We start from the raw sequence: 23,167 nt of genomic DNA on the forward strand, positions 1-23,167 counted from the left end.
CTCCCCATGAATGACAGCTTCATCTACACCTCGCCCGCCGATCCCCTGGCCCGCCCGCTCATCGACGAGCTGTCGCACGAGTACGAGTCGCGCTACGGCGAGTTCTACGACCGCGAAGGCGGGCAGCGTGAGATGGAGAAGTACCCGCCCGAGCTGTTCACGCCGGAGCATGGCGGCAACTTTGTACTGCTGCTGCGCGGCGGACAGGCGATTGGCGGCGGTGCCTTCAAGCGCCACAGCGACGCGCTCACGGCGGAGCTCAAGCGCGTGTGGACGCACTCGGCCCACCGCCGCCAAGGGCTCGCCGCCAAGGTGCTGCAGGAGCTCGAAGCGCAGGCGCTGCGCCAGGGCTATGCGCGGCTGTACCTCACCACCGGCTTTCGCCAGCCTGAGGCCGTGGGGCTGTACTTGGGCCATGGGTACACGGCGCTGTTCGACACATCGCTGCCGCACGAGACGTACCGCCATCTGCCGTTCGAGAAGACTCTGCGCGCCGTGGACGGTCTGGAGTCCACCGCCACGTTGACGGCGCCCGCCACACCGCACGCCCTGGGCGTGGGGCGCGCTGCGGTCGTGGCGCAAGCAGCCTGAAGCCCGCCACAGACACCTGCCCAGCCCACCCCGCTCTTTTCCACGAACCCCGACAGCCTGCGAGACCTCACCACCATGTCCACCTCCACCACCCTGGACGCCGCTGCCGGTCTGCCGCTGGGGCCAACCCCTGCCGCGCCACCAGTGGCCAACAGCCATGCGCCTAGCGCTCCGGCCGCCACCCCATCGCCCGCCCTGGTGAAAGGCGACTATTCCCACTACAAAGTCGTGCCCGCGAGCTACCGGGCACGGGCCGCCGACACGGTGTTTGCCGCCGTGGTCATCGGGCTGGTGCTGTACTCGGTGTTCACCAACCCGCGCTGGGGCTGGAGCATCTTCGGCGAGTATTTCTTCTCTGAGCCCGTGCTGGTGGGCCTGGGCCGCACGCTGCTGCTCACCGCGCTGGGGGCGCTGTTCGGCTTCACGCTGGGCACGGCGCTGGCGCTGGCCCGCGTGTCGCGCTCGCCGCTGCTGGCGGGGCTGTCGTGGACCTTCATCTGGATCTTCCGGTCCATCCCAGTCATCGTGCTGCTGCTCATCATCAACAACCTGGGCTACCTGTACGAGACCGTGAGCCTGGGCGTGCCTTTCACCGGCTGGGCGTTCTTCTCGTACCCCACCACGCAGCTCATCAGCCCCTTCGTGGCGGCGCTGATCGGCCTCACGCTGAACCAGGCAGCCTTCGCGTCGGAGATCGTGCGCGGCGGCATCCTGTCGGTGGACCAGGCAGCTGGAAGCGGCGGCCGCCCTGGGCCTGCCGCGCCGCCGCCAGGCGTTCCGCATCGTGCTGCCGCAGGCCATGCGGTCCATATTGCCGGCGGGCTTCAACGACATCATCGGGCTGGCCAAGGGCACGTCCAACGTGTACATCCTGGCCCTGCCCGAGCTGTTCTACACCATCCAGATCATCTACCGCCGCAACCTGGAGGTGATCCCGCTGCTGATGGTGGCCACCGTGTGGTATCTGGTGATCCTCACGGTGCTGTCGCTGCTGCAGTACTACATCGAGCGGTATTTTTCCAAGGGCGCGCTGCGCAGCCTGCCGCCGTCGATCTTCAGCGGCATTGCGCAGCGCCTGCGGCCTGGGCGGCGCGTGGCCGTGCAAGCTGATACAGCGGTGACCACACCGGCAGCAGCGCCCACGCCCGCCGTCACCACCGTGCCGCGCTGGACGGGCGAGCGCAACCGCGGTGGTGAAGTCACCATCCACGGCGTGTCCAAGAGCTACGGCGCCTTGCGCGTACTGAAGGACGTGACGCTGACGGTGCCGCCCGGCAGCGTCACGGTGATCCTCGGGCAGTCGGGCTCGGGCAAGTCGACCTTGCTGCGCACCATCAACCACCTGGAGCGGGTGGACGATGGTTTCATCGCCATCGATGGCGAGCTGATTGGCTACCGCCAGGACGCGGACACCCTGTACGAGCTGGGCGAGAAGGACATCCTCCAACGCCGGGTGGACGTGGGCATGGTGTTCCAGAACTTCAACCTGTTTCCACACCTCACCGTGCTGGAGAACATCGTCGAAGCCCCGGTCAGCTTGCGCCGGCTGCCCCGTGCAGAGGCCGAAGCCCTGGCGCTGGAGCTGCTGGCGCGCGTGGGCCTGTCCGACAAGGCGCACAGCTATCCGCGGCAGCTCTCCGGCGGCCAGCAGCAGCGCGTGGCGATTGCCCGGGCACTGGCGCTCAAGCCCAAGGTGCTGCTCTTCGACGAGCCCACGTCTGCGCTGGACCCCGAGCTGGTGGGCGAGGTGCTCGATGTGATCAAGGAACTGGCCCGCACCGGCACCACGCTCATCATCGTGACGCACGAGATCGGCTTTGCCCGCGAGGTGGCCGACACGGTCGTCTTCATGGAGCAGGGCCGCGTGCTGGAGACCGGCACACCCGCCAAGGTCTTCAGCCAGCCCGACCACCCCCGCACGGCGGAGTTCCTGGCCAAGGTGCTCTGAGCAGTCGGCCGCCTCACATTCCCTCACCCGCAGCGGCCTTTCTGGGCCAACCGGCCTGTGGCCCAGGCCGGGCTGCGGCATGGGCGCCGCTGTGATCTGCCCGATTTTTTTGCTTCCTTCATTTGCCTGCTTTCCTGACCCATCCATTTCATCCCCGGAGCCGATCCATGACCCTTGTGAACCGAACCCTCGCAGCCCTTGCACTGGCCGCTGCGTCCATCGCCGCACTGGCACCCATCCACGCGGCTGCGCAGGCCATCGACCTGAGTCCCGAGCAGCCCACGCGCCCCCGCTCGCAGAAGGTGGACGAGGCGATCAAGCTCGTCGGCAAGGATTTCAAGTTTGCGAAGGAGGGTGTGCTCACCGTGGGCACCACCACGGGCCGGCTGCCGTTCGGCGCCTATGCCACCGACAACAAGACGCCCGTGGGCAACGCGCCGGACATCGCGCAGCTGGTGGCCGACAGCCTGGGGCGCAAGCTGGAGCTGGTGTCCGTGGCCTGGGCCGACTGGCCGCTGGGCCTGCAATCCGGCAAGTTCGACGTGGTGATCTCCAACGTCACCGTGACCGAGGAGCGCAAGGAGAAGTTCGACTTCTCGACCTACCGCAACGACCAGCTGGGCGTGTATGTCAAGGCCGACAGCAAGATCACGTCCATCAAAGAGCCGAAGGATGTGGCGGGCCTGAAGGTCGTGGTCGGCGCGAGCACCAACCAGGAGCAGATCCTGCTGCGCTGGAACCAGCAGAACATCGCCGCAGGCCTTAAGCCGGTGGACATCCAGTACTACGACGACGATGTGGTGCTGTACCTGGCGCTGGCCTCGGGCCGCGCCGACGCGTACCTGGCCCCCAACGGCATCGCCGCGCACAACGCGCGCGATGGCAAGACGAAACTGGTAGGCACCTTCTCGGGCGGCTGGCCGCAGGCGGCCGAGATTGCCGTGACCTCGCGCAAGGGTTCGGGCATTGCCGACGCGATCACCACGGCACTGAATGCGCAGATCAAGAACGGCAACTACGCCAAGGCGCTCGAGCGCTGGAACCTGCAGTCCGAGGCCATCCAGGTCTCGCGCACCAACCCTCCCGGCCTGCCCAAGAAGTAAGGCTGCGGCTTTCAAGGACCTTCCATGACTCTCCATTCCCTATCGCGCCGCAGCTTGGTGGCCCTTGCCTCTGTGTGTGCGCTGTCCTGCGCGTGGACCGTGGCCGGTGCGGCCACCGCGTTTGACTTCAGCCCCGGGCAAAAGGGCCGCATCCGCGCCGAGAAAGACGCAGCGGCCGTCCAGTCCATTCCGAAGAATTTCAAGTTCGTGAAGGAGGGCGTCTTTACCGTGGCGATCGCGCCGTTTGCGCCGCCCATCGCCACCTATGCCAGCGACGCCAAGACCGTGGTGGGGTTCGATCCGGACTATGCACAGCTGATTGCCGACGCACTGGGGCTCAAGCTCGAACTGCTGCCGATTGCCTGGGCCGACTGGCCGCTCGGGCTCACCTCGGGCAAGTACGACGCGGTGATCTCCAACGTGGGCGTGACGGAGCAGCGCAAGGAGAAGTACGACTTCTCCACCTACCGCCTGGGCCTGCACGGCTTCTATGTGCGCGCCGACAGCAAGATCACGTCCATCAAGGAGCCCAAGGACATTGCGGGGCTGAAGGTCATCACCGGATCGGGCACCAACCAGGAGCGCATCCTGCTGGAGTGGAACAAGCAGAACGTCGCCGCGGGCCTCAAGCCCGTGGAGCCCGTGTACTTCGACGACGACGCCGCGCGGCTGCTGGGCGTGGTGTCGGGCCGGGCCGACGCCAACTTCAACCCCAACGCGCCGCAGGCCTACCACGCGGCCAAGGACGGCAAGATCAAGCTCGTGGGCACGGTGAACGCGGGCTGGCCGCTCAAGTCCGACGTGGCCATCACCACGCGCAAGGGCTCGGGCCTGGCCGATGCGCTGACGCTGGCCACCAATGGGCTCATCAAGAACGGCAAGTACACGCAGGCGCTGCAGCGCTGGAGTCTGCTGGAGGAAGCGTTGCCCAAATCGGAAACCAATCCCCCGGGCTTGCCCAAGTTCTGAAGCCCTCTGAGCCGCTGCGCGACTTCCCCCTCAGGGGGACGCACCCGGTGGACTGGCGGAGCCAGATCCACGGGTGCGCTGGCGTGGGGGCGCGCCGGTTGCGGGCGTCTGTCGGTCTGATCGGCGTCTGTTGATCCTTTTTCTTTTTCATCCATGGCTATTTCTCATCTCGCATTTCTGACGCCGGGCAACTATGCCGAGGACAGCCCGCTGCAGGGTTTGGAAGACACCTTGCGGCTGTTCGAGCTGGGGGAAGCGCTGGGCTACCAGGGCGCGTGGGTGCGCCAGCGGCATCTGGAGCGGGCGGTGTCGTCCGCGGCCACGCTGCTGGCCGCCGCCACGCAGCGCACGGGGCGCATCGCGCTGGGCACGGCGGTGATCCAGATGGGGTATGAGAACCCTTTCCGGCTGGCCGAGGACCTGGCGACGGTGGACGTGCTGTCGCGCGGGCGCCTGCAGGTGGGGCTGAGTGCGGGGGCGCCACCCTACGGGCCGCTGCTGGGCGGGCGTTTGTTCGACGGCGATGCGCAGGCCATCGATTTTTCGCACGCGCGGGTGGAGCGGCTGCGCAGCAACCTGCGCGGTGATTATTTCGGCGACGACGACTTTTTCGTGGAGTCGCCCGCAGGACGCCAGCGCCCGCGGGTGCAGCCGCATGCGGCGGGGCTCGTGGAGAGACTGTGGTACGGCGGCGGGTCGCTGAAGTCTGCGCAGTGGGCGGGTGCCCAGGGCTACCACCTGCTGATCGGCAATCTCAACCGTGGTGAGCAGACAGACGATTTCTTCGCGGCGCAGCGCAGTCAGCTCGAACTGTTTCATGCCCACTGGTCGGCTCCCCACGCCCCGCGTGTGGCGCTGGGCCGGGTCGTCGTGCCGCTGGACAGCGCAGATGCTGCGAGCCGGGCGCGCTACCGAGCCTGGGCGGCGCTGCGCGAGGTTCGCACGATGGCACCCCAGGGCGAGCGCCGTACGCTGTTTGCGCGCGATCTGGTGGGGACGTCCGATGAGATCCTGGAAAGCCTGCGCCAGGACCCGATCGTGCCGCGCGTGCAGGAGCTGCGGCTGGAACTGCCATATGATTTCAACGTGCACGAGTACGCGCAGATCCTGAGTGACACCGCGCAGTACATTGCGCCGGAGCTGGGCTGGGTTCCAGCGGCGGCCGGCCCGACTGTCGACGGCTACTGCGTGGACCGCGCAGCCGCGACTTCGCTGCCCAGCTCGATCACCGACATGGCGTAGTAGATCGACCAGTTGTAGCGGGTGATGGCGTAGCGGTTTTCGGTGCCCGGCACGTAGCTCGGCGTATCACGCCGTTGTGTAGTTCGACGAGGCCAGGGGCGCGGCGGCGCCATCCAGCACGCCGCCCTTTGCTTGTATGCTGGCAGCGCTGAAGGTGGGCAGGAGTCTTGCGGTAAGAGGTGATCCAGTTGCAGCAGGCTCAGACCGAACGGGTTGTTTCAAGTTCAAAATGCTGACTCTATGAAGCACCGCCCAGCCCACGTCTTGCGGTGCGTTCAGCGCCGGATGCGCCGTCCCGTCTTGAACACCCACCACACCACGACAAGGCACAGGGCCATGAACACGAATGTCATGCCCGCGCTCACGCCGATGTGGACATCGGCCTGGCCGTAGAACGCCCAGCGCAACCCGCTGATGAGATAGACCACCGGGTTGAACAGCGAAACGGTCTGCCAGAACGGCGGCAGCATGCTGATGCTGTAGAACGCACCGCCGAGAAACGTCAGCGGTGTGATGACCAGTAGCGGTATCACCTGCAGCTTTTGAAAGCTGTCAGCCCAGAGGCCGATGATGAATCCGAACAGGCAGAACGTGACGGCGGTGAGCACCAGAAAGCCCACCATCCACACTGGATGCGCCACTTCGTAGGGCACAAACACCCTGGCGGTGGTGAGGATGAGCACCGATACCAGCAGCGACTTGGTGGCCGCGGCGCCGACATAGCCCAGCAGCACCTCGACCCAGTTGACCGGCGCGCTGAGCAGCTCGTAGATGGTGCCGGACCACTTGGGCATGTAGATGCCAAAAGCCGAGTTGGAAATGCTCTCGGACAGCAGCGACAGCATGAGCAGGCCGGGGATGATATAGGCCCCATAGCTCACGCCGCCGATGTCGCCCATGCGCGAGCCAATGGCTGAGCCAAAGACGATGAAGTACAGCGCTGTGGACAGCACCGGTGCGATCAGGCTTTGCATCCAGGTGCGAAAGGCCCGGTTCATCTCGAAGCGATAGATGGCACGCACGCCATGCAGGTTCAGGCCGGTCATGCTCGGGATGCTTTCTGTTGCGACGGGGCGTGGTCCTGGTCCTTGTCCTGGTGCACCAGGCCCACAAAAATGTCTTCGAGCGAACTCTCGCTGGAATGCAGGTCCTTGAAGTCAATCCCGTGTTCGGCCAGCGCGCGCAAAAGTGCGGCAATGCCTGTGTCTTCTTGCTGGGTGTCAAAGGTGTAGGTGAGCATGGTGCCTCCCTGGCTAAGCACCAGTGGCCAGCGGGCCAGCGACGCGGGTATCTGCTGCATCGGTTGCTGCAGCGTGAGTGCAAGCTGCTTCTTGCCCAGCTTGCGCATCAGCACATCTTTGTCCTCCACCACGATCAGCTCGCCCTTGCGGATCACGCCGATGCGGTCGGCCATGTCCTCGGCTTCCTCCAGGTAATGCGTGGTCAGGATGATGGTGGTGCCCGCATCGCGCAGCGCCCGCACCAGGCGCCACATGTCGTGGCGCAGCTCCACGTCCACGCCCGCGCTGGGCTCGTCGAGGAACAGGATCTTGGGCTCGTGCGACAGCGCCTTGGCGATCAGCACGCGGCGTTTCATGCCGCCCGAGAGCGCGAGGATCTTGCAGTCCTTCTTGTCCCACAGCGACAGGTCCTTCAGGATCTTTTCGATGAAAGCAGGGTCGGGAGCCTTGCCGAACAGCCCTCTGCTGAAGTTGACCGTGGCCCACACGGTTTCAAACGAATCGGTGTGCAGCTCCTGGGGCACGAGGCCAATGGCCGCGCGGGCGGCGCGGTAGTCCCGCACGGTGTCATGGCCGTCGGCGCTGATGGAGCCCGCCGTGGCATTGCTCATGCCGCAGATCACGCTGATGAGCGTGGTCTTTCCCGCGCCGTTGGGCCCGAGCAGGGCAAAGATCTCGCCGCGCCGGATGTCCAGGTCGATGTTCTTGAGTGCCTGGAAACCGCCAGCGTAGGTTTTGCTCACGCCGCGCACACGGACGATCGCGTCCGCAGCGGGCATGGAAGAAGGTGATGCAGGCATGGGATGGTGGTCAGGAATAGTGCGTGCCGCCGCGGCGGTTGCCGGGCAAGCGGGGGAGCGACGCATTGTGGCTTGAGTTGCGCAACCGTGCTGGCAGGCGCTGGCAAACCCCGCTTTGGCCCTGCGGCCAGGACAGGTCTTTCCCCTTCGCCACCGGATGCGTGCGGTGCGGGTAGCACAGCTGGCTCCGATCCGCAGCCCCACCAGGCAGTTCGGCTCGCGAAGGGTATTGCGGGCCATCCGGTGCTCGGCCCCTCGGTCGACCCTGTGCGCCTGCTCCGGCCGCCGCAGCGCCAGGATCAGCGCGTTCGCGCCGCCGCCACCTCGCGGCCCAGCTCAATCACGGCCATCGCGTAGTAGCTGGACCAGTTGTAGCGCGTGATGGCGTAGAAATTCTCGGTGCCTGCCACATAGCTGGCGGGCTCGCCGCCGTTTTGCAGTTCCACCAGTGCCAGCGGGCCGGTGTGCTGCGCGCCCTGGGCATCCAGCACCGCGCCTTTGGCTGTCATGCTGGCCACGCTGAAGGTGGGCAGGATGTCGGGTGCCAGCAGGTCGTCGAGCTGCAGGCGCGCGGCGTCGAACTGCACGCCAAAGTGCGTGGGCATGCCTGGCGTCCAGCCATGGCCGCGGAAGTAGTTGGCCACCGAGCCGATGGCGTCCGCCGGGCTCTTGAACAGGTCCACGCGGCCGTCGCCATCGAAGTCAATCGCATAGCGCACCCAGCTCGACGGCATGAACTGCCCCAGGCCCATGGCACCGGCGTAGCTGCCACGGGGCTCGAACGGGTCGGTGTCGCTGCGGTTGGTGAGGCTCAGGAACTGCTCCAGCTCACCGCGGAAAAATGCGGTGCGCTCCTTGGCACGCGGGTGGGCTGACGGGAAATCAAACGCCAGCGTGGCCAGCGCGTCCATCACCCGGAACGTGCCCATCTGCTGGCCGTAGATGGTCTCCACGCCGATGATGCCCACGATGATCTCGGCGGGCACGCCGTACTCGCGCTCGGCCCGCTCCAGCGTGGCCTCGTTCTCCTGCCAGAACCGCTGGCCGGCGCGGATGCGGATGGGGTCGATGAAGCGGCTGCGGTACACGCGCCAGTTCTTGGCGGTGCCTTTGGCTGGCGGCAGCATGAGGCGGGGGACCTGTGGCAGGAAGTGTGCCTGCCCGATGGCCTGGCGCACCCATTCGCGGTCCAGGTCGCGGCGCGCGGCCAGGTCGTCGGCAAACTGCAGGGCCTCGGGGCGCGATGCATAGGGCACCGCGGGCTTTTGCTTCGTGGCGGTGGATTTAGAGGGTTTTTGGGGGCTGGCGCTTGCTGTTATTGCGCAAGAAGCTATTAAAAATAGAGCAATATTGGCCCATCGGGCTGTCTTCTTCATGTCGGTTGTTCGTTACTTTGTTGTGTCCCTGCGCCGCGCAACCGGCGCGGCCCGGGCCAGCGTCACCGCGCAAGGGCAGCCCCGCCGCGCTGGCGGAGCCGAGAGAAGGAGCTGGGGGCCGCGGCTCCAGGCCTGCCAGCGCAGGCTGGGACGGCCCCGAAGGGCTGCCGTCTCTGGCGGCTGCACGGAGCGGCGAAGCCGCTCAGGGGATGATTCATTTCCTTGGCCAGGGCAGGGTGCGGAATTCGCGCCGCAGCGTGCCCAGTTCGGTGTCGGGGTGGGGGGCGTAGCGCAGTCGCTCCAGCCGCAGCAGCCAGTCTGCCACTGCGTCGGCTGGCGCCCCGAATTGTGCCCGCACCCGTTCGGCCATCGCGCGCGGTGGCAGGGTTTCCGGCAGCGGCAGGCCCGCGCGCGCCAGGCGCTGGCGCGTGCGGGCCAGCAGCCGCAGCCAGGGGTCGTGCTGGCTGCGTTCCCACAGGCTCCAGCCCATGCCGCCCAGCGCGGCCGCGATGACCAGGGTGCCCAGCACGGTGGTGAGGTCCTGCCAGCTGGGGGATTCAAACCCCAGCGCCTTGAGCAGGTCCATCTGGCGGCTCTGCGTGTAGTTGAGCACCCACTGGTTCCAGCTGTTGTTGACGGCTTCCCACACGGCGCGCAGGTTCTGCACCATGCCCGGGCTGAGCGCGCCCATCGCTGCCGCAAACGCGCCTTGGGGCGCCTGCAGGCGCTGGAACGCCCCCACGCGGCCTGGCGAGACGGCGCCCGTGGGGTCCACGCGCACCCAGCCGCGGCCTTCCATCCACACCTCGGCCCAGGCGTGGGCATCGGCATTGCGCACGGTCCAGTAGCCGTCCACGGGATTGCGTTCACCCCCTTGGTAGCCCGTGACGATGCGTGCGGGCACATCCAGGGCGCGCATCAGCACCACGAAGGCCGAGGCAATGTGTTCGCAAAAACCTTCCTTGCGGTCAAACCAGAACTCGTCGGCGGTGTGTTCGCCATAGACGCCGGGATCGAGGGTGTAGGTGTAGCCGCCCGTGCGCAGGCGCTGCAGGGCCGCATTGACCAGCGCGCTTGTTCCGCCGCTGGCCAGCGCGGGGTCTGCGCGCATTTGCGCGGCCAAAGCCAGGGTGCGGGGGTTGAAGCCGGGGGGGAGCTCCGTGTACACGCGCAGCTGCCGCACGGACTGCTGGGGGCCATGGCGGTACTCGGGGTAGCTCACGGCCTGGTAGCGCATCACCTCGGTGATGGGGCGTGAGGTCATCCACTGCAGGTCCTGGGTCATGTAGGCCCGCATGTTGTTGGGCAGCTCGGGCGCCTCGGGGGTGGCTTCCAGCACCATCAGCCAGGGTTGCCGCTGGGGCTCGAGCGTCACTTCGTAGCGCACGGCCGGTCCGCTGACCTGCAGGTTGGCTGGCAGGGCCGCGCGTGCGGCCCAGGCGCTGTCTTCCCGAAACGGCTCGGCCTGCCATTGCCGGCCATCGAACGCCGTCATGACGGGGCCGCGGAAGTACAGCGCCGATTGGGGCGGGACATCGGTGGGCGCCCCCGCGAAGCGCAGGCGGATGGCCACGCGTTCGTCGAGCGCGATCTCGGCCATCTCGCCGATCTTCATGGTGCCCGACAGACCACTGCGCCCCGTGAGGTTCTCCCCGGGCATGCCCCACAGCGGCGCCATGCGCGGAAACAGCATGAACAGCGCCACCATGATGGGGGCCCCCAGCAGCGCCATGGTGCCCGCCATGCGAAAGGTCTGCGCCAGGGGCGGGCGCCCCACCGGCATGTGGGCATTGACCAGCGCCATGAGCAGGCCCAGCAGCGCCACCAGCATGGCGGCGGCGGTGAGCAGCGACTGCGAGAAGAAGAAGTTGCTGAGCATCGTGAAGAAGCCCAGGAAGAACACCACCATCGCGTCGCGGCGCGCGCGCAGCTCCAGCATCTTGAGCGCCAGCAGCATGACGACCAGGGTGACGCCCGCATCGCGCCCGAGGATGGTGCGGTGCGTGAACAGCGTGCCCGCCACCGCCACCACCAGCAGGGCGCCCACGGTCCAGCGCCCGGGCAGGGGCCGGCCTTTCCAGGCGAGCCAGCCGCGCCACAGCAGCAGCCCGCCGGCCAGCAGGCTGGTCCACACCGGCAGGTTGGACACCTGAGGTGCGATGACCCAGACGATCACGAACAGCAGAAAGAGCGTGTCGCGGGCGTCGCGCGGCAGGGAAACAAGGGTCCGGCGCAGGTTCATGGCAACGGTCCAGGCCCGGCTTGGAGTGGTGGGTATGCTATAAAAAATATAGCTGCCTGCGCTTTGCCTGTATGCGGCAGGGGCCCACTGGATACGGATTTTGAAGCGGGGTTCAGCACAGCGCCAGTGCCTCCAGGCAATTTCGTCGGTGCGCCGCACCCGTGTCCGGGGCGATCTCGACACCCGGCAGGCGCAGGCCATAGTCCAGCCCCAGCCGGTCGGCCTGCAGCACCCAGGCGGCCAGGCGTGAGATGCGGGCTTCGTGGTCGGGCAGCGAGGCGCGGGCCAGGTCCAGCCACAGTTCGTGCCGTTGGGGTTGCTGGGCGTCGCGGCTGACCAGGTCGTCCGTGCCAGTGCCCAGCGATTTGGCGGCCTTCTTCCAGACCACGAGCTTGAGCGGGTCCCCCCGGCGGTAGGCGCGCACGCCGTCGAATTCGCCAATGCCCTGCGTGGGCGTGTTGCCGGCGCCGCCCGCGCGCGGTTCGCCGGTCGGCAGCGGCGGTGCCGGGGTCTCGGGCGCGGGGTAGACCAGCACCTGGGCCGCGGGCCGCCAGTATGTCCAGACGCGGAAGGTGCCGAGCGGAAAGCGCGTCTCGGCCGTCAGCGTGGGCACGCGGTGCAGGCCCCGGCGCGGGGGCTTGAAAGCGACCTGCACGCTCGACTGGCCCTGCGCGGGCACGTCGGTCCAGGCCCAGTGGTGTGCCTCCTTGCCCGTGCCGTGCACCGACAGGGCGATGCCGTAGCGCGGCGTCTTGCGCTCGCTGGACAGCTGGATGTCAAACGCCGTGCTGGTGCCCATGAAGTGTGGCTCGGGCGCCTTCAGGTGCAGCGTGAGGCCGCGCAGGTTGGCGTGGCAGATGTGCATGCCCACCACGGCGCTGCCCGCCAGCAGAAAGGTCAGCAGGTAGCCCAGGTTGAGCTGGTAGTTGATGGACGCGATGAGCAGCACGATGAGCGTCAATGCCAGCATCCAGCCCGAGCCGGTGGGCAGGATGTAGACATTGCGCTGCGTGAGCGCGAGCGTGTCGCTCAGCGGCAGGCGCGCCTGCCACCAGCGCTGGAAGCGGCGGCGCAGTGGCGCAAGCGGGCTCACCCGGGCCAGGATGGCGCGCCAGCCCCCGGTCGGGCGGAGCGTGGCGGGGGGATGGGCGGCTGTCATTTCACGGCAGCGGCACGGCCTCGACCATGGCGCGCACCTGTTCCACCGCGCCGCGTCCGGCATCGCCCACGGGCACCAGGCGGTGGGCGATGGTCTGGGGCAGCACGGCCTGCACGTCGTCGGGCGCCACGTAGTCGCGCCCGCTGATGAGGGCCTGCGCCTTGGCCGCACGCACCAGCGCAATGCCCGCGCGGGGCGACAGGCCCTGCAGGAACCACCGGCCCGAGCGCGTGGCGGCAATGAGGTCCTGCACATAGTTGAGCAGCGGGTCGGCCGCATGGATGGCCTGCACCTGGCGCTGCAGCTCGGCCAGTTCCTCGTCGGACAGCAGGGGCAGCATGGTGTCCACCATGTCGCGCCGGTCCGCGCCCGCCAGCAGCACGCGCTCGGCCGCGCGGTCGGGGTAGCCGATGGAGATGCGCATCAGAAAGCGGTCGAGCTGCGATTCGGGCAGCGCGAAGGTGCCCAGCTGGTCGTGCGGGTTCTGGGTGGCGATCACGAAGAAGGGGTGGGGCAGGGCGCGCGTCTCGCCCTCTACCGACACCTGCTTTTCCTCCATGGCTTCGAGCAGCGCGCTTTGCGTCTTGGGGCTGGCGCGGTTGATTTCGTCGGCCAGCAGCACCTGGGCGAACACCGGGCCGGGGTGGAACACGAAGGCTTCCTTGCCGCGCTCGTAGACCGAGACGCCCGTCAGATCGCTGGGCATCAGGTCGGCCGTGAACTGCACGCGCGAGAACTGCAGGCCGAAAGTCCGCGACAGCGCATGGGCCAGGGTGGTCTTGCCCACCCCCGGAACATCCTCGATGAGCAGGTGCCCGCCGGCCAGCAGGCAGGCCACGCAGTCCTGTACCTGGGCCTGCTTGCCCACGATCACCGTGTTAAGCTGATCCAGAAGCGATTTGATCTTGTGCTGTGCATTCATTGTCATGGCGCGACGTTATCCGAAAACTATCCAAAAAAATACGAGACACGGGGATTGACTGTGAGCAAGACGGGCTATTTCACCCATCGGGATTGTTGGAAGCACGAGATGGGCCCGGGCCACCCAGAATGCCCCGAAAGGCTCGATGCCATCGAAGACCGTTTGCTGGTCACCGGGGTGGGCGATGCGCTGGAGCGCTACGAGGCCCCCGAGGCCTCGCTGGCCGACATCGAGCTGGCGCATGGCCGGATGCACATCGCGGCGCTGCGGGGCCTGTCCGACCGGCTCAACGAAGAGCTGATGGCGGGCGGCCCGAGCTACGCGCAGATCGACACCGACACCTCCATCAACGCCCACACCTGGAAGGCGTCGCTGCGCGCCGCGGGTGCCGCGCTGGCCGCCACCGATGCGGTGATGGCCGGCGAGGTCGAGAACGCGTTCTGCTCCGTGCGTCCGCCCGGGCACCATGCGTGCCGCGACAAGGCCATGGGTTTTTGCTTCTTCAACAACGTGGCGGTGGCCGCCAAATATGCGCTGCAGCGCTACAACCTGCAGCGCGTGGCGGTGGTGGACTTCGATGTGCACCACGGCAATGGCACCGAGGACATCCTGGCGGGCGACCCGCGCGCGCTGATGGTCAGCATCTTCCAGCACCCGTTCTACCCGTACAGCGGCGACCAGGACCCGGCCCCCAACATGGTCAACGTGCCCGTGCCAGCGTACACCCGTGGCATGGACATCCGCGAGATCATCGAGATGATGTGGATGCCGCGCCTGGAGGCCTTCAAGCCCGAGATGATCTTCGTCTCCGCCGGCTTCGACGGCCACCGCGAGGACGACATGGGCCAGCTGGGCCTGACCGAGCAGGACTACGCCTGGATCACCCAGCGGGTCAAGGACGTGGCGCGGCGCTATTCCCAGGGCCGCATCGTGTCGTGCCTGGAGGGCGGCTATGTGATGGGGCCGCTGGCGCGCAGCGTGGAGGCGCATCTGCGCGTCCTGGCTGATCTTTGACTCCCCCCGAGCAGCCTGCGGCGTCTTCCCCCTGAGGGGGACGCCACCCGTGGCCTGGCGAAGCCAGTTCCACGGTGGCACTGGCCTCATGCGCGCCTGTTTCAAACGCCCCTCGCATTGCTGTGCACAGGAGAAACAACATGACGATTCCGAATTCTGACGAGCTGCTGCTGATCACCCGTGATACGCGCGGTGTGATCACCCTCACTTTGAACGACCCTGCACGCTTCAATGCGTTGGGCTCTGAAATGCTGACAGCCCTGCAACAGGCGCTGGACGAAGCGCACCGCGACGAATCTGTGCGCGTGGTGGTGCTGGCCGCAGCGGGCAAGGCCTTCTGTGCCGGGCACAACCTCAAGGACATGGCGGCGAACCCGGAGCTGGCGTACTACCAGAAGCTGTTTGCCCAATGCAGCCGCATGATGCTCACCATCCACAAGCTGCCCGTGCCCGTGGTCGCCAGGGTGCAGGGCATGGCGACGGCGGCGGGCTGCCAGCTGGTGGCGCAGTGCGACCTGGCCGTGTCGGCCGACAGCGCGAGTTTTGCCACCAGCGGCATCCACTACGGCCTGTTCTGCGCGACGCCCAGCGTGCCGCTGGTGCGCAATGTGCCCGCCAAGCGGGCGATGGAAATGTTGCTCACCGGCGATTTCATCGATGCCCCCACCGCGCTGGCACAGGGCCTGGTGAACCGCGTGGTGCCCGCCGATGCGCTGGACGCCGAGGTGGAGATGCTGGTGCAGTCCATCCTGCAAAAGCCCCGCGTGGCCGTGGCCATGGGCAAGGCGCTGGTGTACCAGCAGCGCGAGCTGGGCATGGATGCCGCCTACCAGCTGGCGGGCCAGGCCATGGCCACCAACATGATGGACGAGGCCGCGCAGGAGGGCGCGCGCGCCTTTGCGGAAAAACGCCAGCCCCGCTGGAAGCGCTGAGGATCGCCACGATGGACAAGCCGATGCTCGACGATGTGGGCCTGTGGGTGCAGTCCTTCCTCAGCCCGACGGTGCTGGTGGAGCTGGCGGCCTTGGCGGGGTGCGTCGCCCTGGCCTGGGGCCTGGTCTCGCTGCTGCAGCGGGGCCTGCACCGGGGCGATCCACGCTCCATTCTGTTTGGCACCCGCATCGTGGATGGCGCGCTGTTTCCGCTGGTGCTGCTGAGCCTGGCCTATGTGGCGCGCACGCTGCTGCACCACTGGGTGGCGCTGGCCGCCTTCAAGCTGGCGATCCCGGTGCTGGTGGCGCTGGTGGTGATCCGCATTGGCGTGAAGGTGCTGCAGGTGGCATACCCGGACGCTGCCTGGGTGCGGCCCATCGAACGCTCCATCTCCTGGCTGGCCTGGCTGGGCATGGTGCTCTGGGTCACGGGACTGCTGCCGCTGGTGCTGGAGGAGCTGGACCAGATCCATTGGAAGGTAGGGGGCGCGACGCTGTCGGTGCGCACCATCATCGAAGGCGCGCTGACCGCCGGTGCGGTGCTGCTCATCGCGCTGTGGATCTCCGCCGCCATCGAGTCGCGCCTTCTGCGCTCGGCCACGGGGGCGGAACTGTCGCTGCGCAAGGCGGTGAGCAATGCCGTGCGGGCGCTGTTGATCTTCGTCGGGCTCATCATGGCGCTGTCGGCCGTGGGCATCGACCTGACGGCGCTGTCGGTGCTGGGTGGTGCCGTGGGCGTGGGCATCGGCTTTGGCCTGCAGAAGCTGGCGTCCAACTACGTGAGCGGGTTCGTCATCCTGGCCGAGCGCAGCATGCGCATCGGCGACAACGTGCGCGTCGACAATTTCGAAGGCCGCATCACCAACATCAATGCGCGCTACACCGTGGTGCGTTCGTCCACGGGGCGCGAGTCCATCGTGCCCAATGAAATGCTGATCACCCAGCGGGTGGAAAACCTGTCATTGGCCGACCCCCGCGTGTGGCTGTCGACCGTGGTGAGCGTGGCCTACGAAAGCGATGTGGACCTGGTGACCCGGCTTCTCGCGGACGCCGCGCTGGCCAGCAGCCGGGTGCTGCGCGATCCCGCCCCCAGCGTGGCCCTCTCGGCGTTTGGGGCCGACGGGCTGGAGTTCACGGTCGGCTTCTGGATCGCCGACCCCGAGAACGGCTCACTGGGCCTGCGCTCGGAGATCAACCGCGCCATCCTGAGCGCCTTGCGCGCCCACCAGATCGAGATTCCCTACCCCCAGCGGGTCATGCACGTGCAGGTCGAAGGGGGGCTGGCGGCGGCTCTGTCACCCGGCGCGCCAGCGGCGCCTGGGGCTGCCACCGCGCGGTGACCGGGCCCCGGGGGCCGCGAACGGGGGTGCCGCATGCGACAGCAGACTCTAGACAGGCGCCCGGTGCACTCGCCTATAATCGACAAAAAGCACGATCGTTCTTTTTTTGGAATCGTGAGGTCTGTGTTCCGGCCCCGTAGCGCTTTCGTTGCAGTGCGGCATAGAATGTTCTAGTTTACGTAAACGTCAATTCAACCAACTCTATCTAGGAGCCGCAGCAATGAAGGTCTTGGTCCCTGTCAAGCGCGTGGTGGACTACAACGTGAAGGTCCGCGTGAAGTCGGACAACACGGGTGTGGACATCGCCAACGTGAAGATGAGCATGAACCCCTTTGACGAAATCGCCGTCGAAGAGGCCGTGCGCCTGAAAGAAAAAGGCCTGGTGACCGAAGTCATCGCTGTCTCGTGTGGCGTGGCCCAGTGCCAGGAAACCCTGCGCACCGCCATGGCCATCGGCGCCGACCGCGCCATCCTGGTGGAAACCGACGTCGAGTTGCAGCCTCTCGCCGTGGCCAAGATCCTGAAGGCCCTGGTGGACAAGGAGCAGCCCGGCCTTGTGATCCTGGGCAAGCAAGCCATCGACGACGACGCCAACCAGACCGGCCAGATGCTGGCGGCCCTGGCCGACCTGCCCCAGGCGACCTTCGCCAGCAAGGTCGAACTGTCGGCCGACAAGGTCAGCGTGACGCGTGAAGTGGACGGCGGCCTGGAAACCCTGGCCTTGACCCTTCCAGCGGTCATCACGACCGACCTGCGCCTGAACGAGCCCCGCTACGTCACCTTGCCCAACATCATGAAGGCCAAGAAGAAGCAGCTCGATACCGTCAAGCCCGAAGACCTCGGCGTGGACGTGGCTCCGCGCCTGAAGACCCTGAAGGTCACCGAGCCCGCCAAGCGTGGCGCGGGCGTGAAGGTGGCCGACGTGGCCGCCCTGGTCGAGAAACTCAAGAACGAAGCGAAGGTGATCTAAATGTCGGTACTCGTTATTGCTGAACACGACAACGCGTCCATCAAGGGCGCCACCCTGAACACCGTGACCGCCGCCGTGGCCTGCGGTGGCGACGTGCACGTGCTGGTCGCCGGCCACAATGCAGGCGCTGCCGCTGCCGCCGCGGGCCAGATCGCTGGCGTCGCCAAGGTCATCCATGCTGACGCGCCCGGCCTGGAACACGGCCTGGCAGAAAACGTCGCCGCGCAAGTCCTGGCCATCGCCTCGAACTACAGCCACATCCTGTTCCCCGCCACCGCCAGCGGCAAGAACGTGGCGCCCCGCGTGGCCGCCAAGCTCGACGTGGCCCAGATCAGCGACATCACCAAGGTGGTCGCCGCCGACACCTTCGAGCGCCCCATCTACGCGGGCAACGCCATCGCCACCGTGCAAAGCGCCGACAGCGTGAAGATCATCACCGTGCGCACCACCGGCTTTGACGCCGCAGCCGCCACCGGTGGCTCGGCCGCCGTCGAAACCGCTGCTGCTACCGCTGATGCAGGCAAGAGCAGCTTCGTGGGCAGCGAGATCGCCAAGAGCGACCGCCCCGAACTGACCGCCGCCAAGATCATCGTCTCCGGTGGCCGGGCGCTGGGCAGCAAGGAAAAGTTCGACGAAGTGATGACCCCGCTGGCCGACAAGCTGGGTGCCGCCCTGGGCGCCAGCCGCGCCGCGGTGGACGCCGGCTACGCCCCCAACGACTGGCAAGTGGGCCAGACCGGCAAGATCGTGGCGCCGCAGCTGTACATCGCCGCCGGCATCTCGGGCGCCATCCAGCATTTGGCGGGCATGAAGGACTCCAAGGTGATCGTGGCGATCAACAAGGACCCCGAGGCACCGATCTTCAGCGTGGCCGACTACGGCCTGGAAGCCGACCTGTTCACGGCCGTGCCAGAGCTGGTCAAGGCCCTGTAAGAACGCCACCGTGCACACAAAGGCATCGCTCGCGATGCCTTTTTTTTGACGAAATTCCCCGGAGACACCCATGAGCTACACCGCCCCCCTCAAGGACATGCTGTTCGCCATCGAGCACCTGGCCAACATTGAACAGATCGCGCAGATCCCCGGCTTTGAAGACGCAGGCCTGGACACGGCCGCCGCCGTGTTGGAAGAGTGCGCCAAGTTCAACGAAGGGGTGCTGTCTCCGCTCAATTTCGAAGGCGACAAGAACCCGTCGAGCTGGAAAGACGGTGTCGTCACCACCACCCCCGGCTTCAAGGAAGCCTTCCGCCAGTACGGCGAAGGCGGCTGGCAGGGGTTGCAGCATCCGGCCGACTTTGGCGGCCAGGGCCTGCCCAAGACCATCGGCGCGGCCTGCATCGAGATGACCAACAGCGCCAACATGAGCTTCGCGCTGTGCCCGCTGCTCACCGACGGCGCCATCGAGGCGCTGCTCACGGCCGGCAGTGACGAGCTCAAGGCCACGTACCTGGAAAAGCTGGTGACGGGCGAATGGACCGGCACCATGAACCTGACCGAACCCCAGGCGGGCTCGGACCTGGCCCTGGTGCGCACGCGTGCCGAACCCCAGCCCGACGGCACCTACAAGATCTTCGGCACCAAGATCTTCATCACCTATGGTGAACACGACATGGCCGAGAACATCGTGCACCTGGTGCTGGCACGGGTGGCGGGCGCGCCCGATGGCGTGAAGGGCATCAGCCTGTTCGTGGTGCCCAAATTCATGGTCAACCAGGACGGCAGCCTGGGCGCGCGCAACGACGCCCATTGCGTGAGCATCGAGCACAAGCTGGGCATCAAGGCATCGCCCACGGCGGTGCTGCAGTTCGGCGACCACGGCGGCGCCGTGGGCTACCTGGTGGGGCAGGAAAACCGGGGCCTCGAATACATGTTCATCATGATGAACGCAGCCCGCTACGCCGTGGGCATGCAGGGCATCGCGATCTCCGAGCGCGCCTACCAGAAGGCCGTGCAGTACGCCAAGGACCGCGTGCAAAGCCGCCCCGTGGACGGCAGCATCAACGCCAGCGCCGCCATCATTCACCATCCCGATGTGAAGCGCATGCTCATGACCATGCGCGCCACCGTGGAGGGCTGCCGCGCCATGGCCACGGTGGCGGCTGCTGCGTTCGATGCCGCCCACCACCACCCCGATGCCGAGACGCGCAAGCAGAACCAGGCCTTCTACGAATTCATGGTGCCGCTGGTCAAGGGCTACAGCACCGAGACCAGCCTGGAGGTGACCAGCCTGGGCGTGCAAGTGCATGGCGGCATGGGTTTCATCGAAGAAACCGGCGCGGCGCAGTACTACCGCGACGCCAAGATCCTGACCATCTACGAAGGCACCACCGCCATCCAGGCGAATGACCTCGTGGGCCGCAAGACGGCACGCGATGGGGGCCAGGTGGCCAAGGGCATCGCCGCGCAGATCGAGACCACCGAAGGCGAGCTGCTGGCCAGCGGCACCCCGGCCGCACTGGCCGTGGCCAGGCGCCTGACGGCCGCGCGCAAGGCGCTGCTCGACGTGATCGACTTCGTGGCCGGTGGCACCAAGGCCCAGCCCAACGCCGTGTTCGCGGGCAGCGTGCCCTACCTGATGCTGGCAGGCAACGTGGTGGCGGGCTGGCAGCTGGCGCGCAGCCTGCTGGTGGCACAGGACCTGTTGCACAAGGGACAGGACGCAGCCTTCATGCGCGCAAAAATCACCACGGCCCAGTTCTATGCCGAGCACATCCTGGTGAAGGCACCGGGGCTGCGCGACAGCATCGTGGACGGCGCCGCCAGCGTGACCGAACTGGCGCTGGACGCCTTTTGAAGGTTGAGCGTGTTGTGAGGAGACTGACTGCCCGCAGAGCGGGCAGCTCATTGATATAAAAATGATAGCTGCTAGCGCTTGATGAATAAGCGCTAGAGCCCTATTTCATCCAAAAACCTGTTCAGGAAGTTGTCGCCATGTCCAAACTGCCTCCCGTGTTGCAAAACCTGTCGCTCCCCGTCATCGGCTCGCCGCTGTTCATCATCAGCAACCCCAAGCTCGTGATCGAGCAGTGCAAGGCGGGTGTGGTGGGCTCCATGCCCGCGCTCAATGCCCGCCCCGCCGAACTGCTCGATGAATGGCTGGCCGAGATCACCGAGACCCTGGCGGCCTACAACAAGGCCCATCCCGACAAGCCCGCCGCGCCCTTCGCCATCAACCAGATCGTGCACAAGAGCAATGACCGGCTGGAGCACGACATGCAGGTGTGCGCCAAGTACAAGGTGCCGATCATCATCACCAGCCTGGGCGCGCGCGAGGACGTGAACCAGGCCGTGCACGCCTGGGGCGGCGTGGTGCTGCACGACATCATCAACAACAAGTTTGCGCACAAGGCGATTGAAAAGGGCGCCGACGGCCTGATCGCCGTGGCCGCCGGTGCGGGTGGCCATGCGGGCGTGAAGAGCCCGTTTGCGCTGATCCAGGAAATCCGCCAGTGGTTCGACGGCCCCATCGCGCTGAGCGGCTCCATCGCCAGCGGCGACGCGGTGCTGGCGGCGCAGGCCATGGGCGCGGACTTCGGCTACATCGGCTCGGCCTTCATCGCCACGCACGAGGCCCGCGCCAGCGATGACTACAAGATGGCCATCGTGGAAGGCAGCTCGGACGACATCGTCTACAGCAACCTGTTCACCGGCGTGCACGGCAACTACCTGGCGCCGTCGATCCGCGCGGCGGGCATGGACCCCGACAACCTGCCCGAATCGGACCCGAGCAAGATGAACTTCGGCGGCGACGCGAAGAAGGCCTGGAAGGACATCTGGGGCTGCGGCCAGGGCATCGGCGCGATCAATGCGGTGACCAGCACCGCCGAGCTGGTGGCCCGGCTGCGCGCGGAGTACGAGGCTGCCCGGGCGCGCCTGAAGCTCTGATCCCCGGCGAGGCCTGCCTTGTGCGCCCGCAGCGTGCCATGCGCTGCGGGCGCAGCCGTTTGTGCAGCCCCGTGGGGCGGGTGTGGGCTGGTCGCGACAGGGCAAACCCCCAATGGACGGCAGCGCAGCCCGTGGACAATGATGATGATTAATAACCAGATGGGTGCCGCGTCGTGTGGCGCCGTCCGTCATCGTCGCGGGGAAGGTGCCATGCTTCGTTCATGTTTGCTGGGGCTGATGCTGGCCCTCTGTGCCAGCCAGGGGGCGCACGCCCGCAATGAGGGCGTGACCGGCGACGAGATCCGCCTGGGCGCGTCCGCCGTGCTCTCCGGGCCGCTCGGCGCTCAGACCGCGCAGTATGGGGAAGGGTCGCGGCTGATGTTCGACGCCGTGAACGCGCAGGGTGGCGTGCACGGCCGCATGATCCGCTACACCACGCTGGACGACGGCTTCGACACCCAGAAAGCCGTGGAGAACACGCGCCAGCTGCTGGAGAACGACAAGGTCTTCATGATCTACAACAGCACGGGCACGGCGCAGACGGCGGCCATCCTGCCCCTGGTCAAGGAACACCGCACGCTGCTGTTCGGGCCGGTCACGGGGGCCTCGGCGTTTCGGGAAACCTTGAATCCCTATGTCTTTCACGTGCGGGCCGGCTACGCCAGCGAGGCCGGCAAGATCGTCTCGCAGCTGCGCCACCAGGGCATCAGCCGCGTGGCGGTGTTCTACCAGGACGACGGCCTGGGCAAGACGCTGCTGGCCGAGCTCAAGAAAGCCTCCGAGGAGGAAAAGCTCGCCTTCGTCGCCGAGATCAAGGTCGACCCCAAGCAGCCCGACTTCGCGGCCGCCGCGCAGGCCACCGACAAGGCACAGCCCCAGGCCGTCATCGTGGCGACGGCGGGCACCACGTTCACCAGCTACATCAAGGCGGTGCAGTCCACGGCGGCGCGGCCCGCGTACTACGGGTTTTCCGTGGCCAGCATGGACGTGATCCACCGCGAGCTCAAGGACAAGGCGCGCGGCATCATCCTGGCGCAGATCATGCCCTCGCTGCGCAGCACCACGGTGCCCGTGGTGGCCGAGTACCTGGCCCTTCTGCGCGCCAAGTCACCAAGCGCCCAGCCGTCGGCCTCGCAGTTCGAGGGCTTCGTGCACGCCCGGCTGCTGGTGGAGGGCCTGCGCCGCACCGGGCGCAACCTGAGCACGGAGTCCTTCATCAAGACCATGGAGGATGCGGGCGATATCTCGTTCGGGCGCTTCAACGTCAAGTATTCGCCCAGGAGCCACAACGGCTCCACCTATGTGGAGCTGGCCATCGTGGATGCCGAGGGCAGCTTGCGGTATTGATCCCATATCTGGGGCGCAGCGCGCCCGCCTCCAGGGGGAAGCCGCCCGTGCTGCGGGCGGGCCACGGCGCCCTGGCAGCGGGCCTG

Annotated in this window: 18 protein-coding genes and 2 pseudogenes; 13 read left to right on the plus strand and 7 right to left on the minus strand. The window is 66.9% G+C overall.

Annotation, left to right across the window (positions count from 1 at the left end; all coding sequences use genetic code 11):
- Window positions 1-6: 6 nt before the first annotated feature.
- The 5 genes and pseudogenes from AC3RCE_RS07975 to AC3RCE_RS07995 all read left to right on the plus strand — a co-directional run bounded on the left by AC3RCE_RS07975 (window position 7) and on the right by AC3RCE_RS07995 (window position 5,853).
- Entirely contained in the window at window positions 7-591 is a 585-nt protein-coding gene (locus AC3RCE_RS07975) for a GNAT family N-acetyltransferase (RefSeq protein ID WP_492254879.1), read from the plus strand.
- Window positions 592-666: 75 nt separating this feature from the next.
- Window positions 667-2,539, plus strand: a pseudogene (locus AC3RCE_RS07980) (amino acid ABC transporter permease/ATP-binding protein).
- 167 nt (window positions 2,540-2,706) lie between these two features.
- Window positions 2,707-3,642 carry an ABC transporter substrate-binding protein gene (locus AC3RCE_RS07985; protein ID WP_492254880.1) on the plus strand — a complete coding sequence of 312 codons (936 nt, stop codon included), beginning with the start codon at window positions 2,707-2,709 and terminating at the stop codon, window positions 3,640-3,642.
- A 24-nt stretch (window positions 3,643-3,666) separates the two neighbouring features.
- Window positions 3,667-4,611: an ABC transporter substrate-binding protein gene (locus tag AC3RCE_RS07990; RefSeq protein WP_492254881.1), complete on the plus strand. Its 945-nt coding sequence runs from the start codon at window positions 3,667-3,669 to the stop codon at window positions 4,609-4,611.
- A gap of 153 nt (window positions 4,612-4,764) precedes the next feature.
- Window positions 4,765-5,853: an LLM class flavin-dependent oxidoreductase gene (locus AC3RCE_RS07995; protein WP_218340654.1), complete on the plus strand. Its 1,089-nt coding sequence runs from the start codon at window positions 4,765-4,767 to the stop codon at window positions 5,851-5,853.
- On the opposite strand, the pseudogene AC3RCE_RS08000 reads toward AC3RCE_RS07995, so the two are convergent.
- The 7 genes and pseudogenes from AC3RCE_RS08000 to AC3RCE_RS08030 form a co-directional block, all read right to left on the minus strand.
- Window positions 5,793-6,062: pseudogene (locus AC3RCE_RS08000) on the minus strand (lytic murein transglycosylase); the annotation flags it as partial. The gene AC3RCE_RS07995 and the pseudogene AC3RCE_RS08000 sit on opposite strands and share 61 nt — an antisense overlap.
- Window positions 6,063-6,128: 66 nt before the next feature.
- Window positions 6,129-6,890, minus strand: coding sequence for an ABC transporter permease (locus AC3RCE_RS08005; protein WP_218294445.1), 762 nt, complete (start codon window positions 6,888-6,890; stop codon window positions 6,129-6,131).
- A gap of 5 nt (window positions 6,891-6,895) precedes the next feature.
- Window positions 6,896-7,894 carry an ABC transporter ATP-binding protein gene (locus AC3RCE_RS08010; RefSeq protein ID WP_492254882.1) on the minus strand — a complete coding sequence of 333 codons (999 nt, stop codon included), beginning with the start codon at window positions 7,892-7,894 and terminating at the stop codon, window positions 6,896-6,898.
- Between the two features lie 299 nt (window positions 7,895-8,193).
- Window positions 8,194-9,270, minus strand: coding sequence for a lytic murein transglycosylase B (mltB, locus tag AC3RCE_RS08015; RefSeq protein ID WP_492254883.1), 1,077 nt, complete (start codon window positions 9,268-9,270; stop codon window positions 8,194-8,196).
- A 214-nt stretch (window positions 9,271-9,484) separates the two neighbouring features.
- On the minus strand, window positions 9,485-11,512 hold the full coding sequence (locus AC3RCE_RS08020) for a transglutaminase TgpA family protein (protein ID WP_492254884.1): 2,028 nt from the start codon (window positions 11,510-11,512) through the stop codon (window positions 9,485-9,487).
- Between the two features lie 112 nt (window positions 11,513-11,624).
- Window positions 11,625-12,671 carry a DUF58 domain-containing protein gene (locus AC3RCE_RS08025; RefSeq protein ID WP_492254885.1) on the minus strand — a complete coding sequence of 349 codons (1,047 nt, stop codon included), beginning with the start codon at window positions 12,669-12,671 and terminating at the stop codon, window positions 11,625-11,627.
- A gap of 1 nt (window position 12,672) precedes the next feature.
- Window positions 12,673-13,593, minus strand: coding sequence for an AAA family ATPase (locus AC3RCE_RS08030; protein ID WP_218294447.1), 921 nt, complete (start codon window positions 13,591-13,593; stop codon window positions 12,673-12,675).
- 108 nt (window positions 13,594-13,701) lie between these two features.
- Here AC3RCE_RS08030 and AC3RCE_RS08035 point away from each other — a divergent pair, with 108 nt between their 5' ends.
- From AC3RCE_RS08035 to AC3RCE_RS08070, 8 genes are all read left to right on the plus strand, one after another.
- The gene (locus AC3RCE_RS08035) at window positions 13,702-14,607 is read left to right on the plus strand and encodes a histone deacetylase family protein (RefSeq protein ID WP_255591329.1); all 906 of its coding nucleotides are present in this window, start codon (window positions 13,702-13,704) and stop codon (window positions 14,605-14,607) included.
- Between the two features lie 140 nt (window positions 14,608-14,747).
- Window positions 14,748-15,539, plus strand: a complete 792-nt coding sequence (locus tag AC3RCE_RS08040) for an enoyl-CoA hydratase (protein ID WP_218340659.1) — start codon at window positions 14,748-14,750, stop codon at window positions 15,537-15,539.
- A gap of 11 nt (window positions 15,540-15,550) precedes the next feature.
- A complete protein-coding gene (locus AC3RCE_RS08045; protein ID WP_218293909.1) occupies window positions 15,551-16,879 on the plus strand; it encodes a mechanosensitive ion channel family protein in 1,329 nt (442 codons plus the stop codon).
- A gap of 220 nt (window positions 16,880-17,099) precedes the next feature.
- A complete protein-coding gene (locus AC3RCE_RS08050; protein ID WP_218293910.1) occupies window positions 17,100-17,849 on the plus strand; it encodes an electron transfer flavoprotein subunit beta/FixA family protein in 750 nt (249 codons plus the stop codon).
- Window positions 17,850-18,782 carry an electron transfer flavoprotein subunit alpha/FixB family protein gene (locus AC3RCE_RS08055; protein ID WP_218293911.1) on the plus strand — a complete coding sequence of 311 codons (933 nt, stop codon included), beginning with the start codon at window positions 17,850-17,852 and terminating at the stop codon, window positions 18,780-18,782.
- Window positions 18,783-18,852: 70 nt separating this feature from the next.
- On the plus strand, window positions 18,853-20,643 hold the full coding sequence (locus tag AC3RCE_RS08060; protein WP_218293912.1) for an acyl-CoA dehydrogenase: 1,791 nt from the start codon (window positions 18,853-18,855) through the stop codon (window positions 20,641-20,643).
- 137 nt (window positions 20,644-20,780) lie between these two features.
- A complete protein-coding gene (locus AC3RCE_RS08065) occupies window positions 20,781-21,734 on the plus strand; it encodes an NAD(P)H-dependent flavin oxidoreductase (RefSeq protein ID WP_218293913.1) in 954 nt (317 codons plus the stop codon).
- 210 nt (window positions 21,735-21,944) lie between these two features.
- Window positions 21,945-23,081 (plus strand): ABC transporter substrate-binding protein, encoded by a 1,137-nt coding sequence (locus AC3RCE_RS08070; RefSeq protein WP_218293914.1) that lies wholly within the window; start codon window positions 21,945-21,947, stop codon window positions 23,079-23,081.
- Window positions 23,082-23,167: the final 86 nt, after the last annotated feature.

The sequence above is a fragment of the Acidovorax sp. GW823-FHT05D11 genome (genome assembly GCF_058795695.1).

Excerpts from the sequence above, each read along its gene's own strand:
- AC3RCE_RS07975 (WP_492254879.1), top strand. The coding sequence starts at position 7 with ATGAATGACAGCTTCATCTACACCTCGCCCGCCGATCCCCTGGCCCGC.
- AC3RCE_RS07985 (WP_492254880.1), top strand. The coding sequence starts at position 2,707 with ATGACCCTTGTGAACCGAACCCTCGCAGCCCTTGCACTGGCCGCTGCG.
- AC3RCE_RS07990 (WP_492254881.1), top strand. The coding sequence starts at position 3,667 with ATGACTCTCCATTCCCTATCGCGCCGCAGCTTGGTGGCCCTTGCCTCT.
- AC3RCE_RS07995 (WP_218340654.1), top strand. The coding sequence starts at position 4,765 with ATGGCTATTTCTCATCTCGCATTTCTGACGCCGGGCAACTATGCCGAG.
- AC3RCE_RS08010 (WP_492254882.1), bottom strand. The coding sequence starts at position 7,894 with ATGCCTGCATCACCTTCTTCCATGCCCGCTGCGGACGCGATCGTCCGT.
- mltB (WP_492254883.1), bottom strand. The coding sequence starts at position 9,270 with ATGAAGAAGACAGCCCGATGGGCCAATATTGCTCTATTTTTAATAGCT.
- AC3RCE_RS08020 (WP_492254884.1), bottom strand. The coding sequence starts at position 11,512 with ATGAACCTGCGCCGGACCCTTGTTTCCCTGCCGCGCGACGCCCGCGAC.
- AC3RCE_RS08025 (WP_492254885.1), bottom strand. The coding sequence starts at position 12,671 with ATGACAGCCGCCCATCCCCCCGCCACGCTCCGCCCGACCGGGGGCTGG.
- AC3RCE_RS08030 (WP_218294447.1), bottom strand. The coding sequence starts at position 13,593 with ATGAATGCACAGCACAAGATCAAATCGCTTCTGGATCAGCTTAACACG.
- AC3RCE_RS08035 (WP_255591329.1), top strand. The coding sequence starts at position 13,702 with ATGGGCCCGGGCCACCCAGAATGCCCCGAAAGGCTCGATGCCATCGAA.
- AC3RCE_RS08040 (WP_218340659.1), top strand. The coding sequence starts at position 14,748 with ATGACGATTCCGAATTCTGACGAGCTGCTGCTGATCACCCGTGATACG.
- AC3RCE_RS08045 (WP_218293909.1), top strand. The coding sequence starts at position 15,551 with ATGGACAAGCCGATGCTCGACGATGTGGGCCTGTGGGTGCAGTCCTTC.
- AC3RCE_RS08050 (WP_218293910.1), top strand. The coding sequence starts at position 17,100 with ATGAAGGTCTTGGTCCCTGTCAAGCGCGTGGTGGACTACAACGTGAAG.
- AC3RCE_RS08055 (WP_218293911.1), top strand. The coding sequence starts at position 17,850 with ATGTCGGTACTCGTTATTGCTGAACACGACAACGCGTCCATCAAGGGC.
- AC3RCE_RS08060 (WP_218293912.1), top strand. The coding sequence starts at position 18,853 with ATGAGCTACACCGCCCCCCTCAAGGACATGCTGTTCGCCATCGAGCAC.
- AC3RCE_RS08065 (WP_218293913.1), top strand. The coding sequence starts at position 20,781 with ATGTCCAAACTGCCTCCCGTGTTGCAAAACCTGTCGCTCCCCGTCATC.
- AC3RCE_RS08070 (WP_218293914.1), top strand. The coding sequence starts at position 21,945 with ATGCTTCGTTCATGTTTGCTGGGGCTGATGCTGGCCCTCTGTGCCAGC.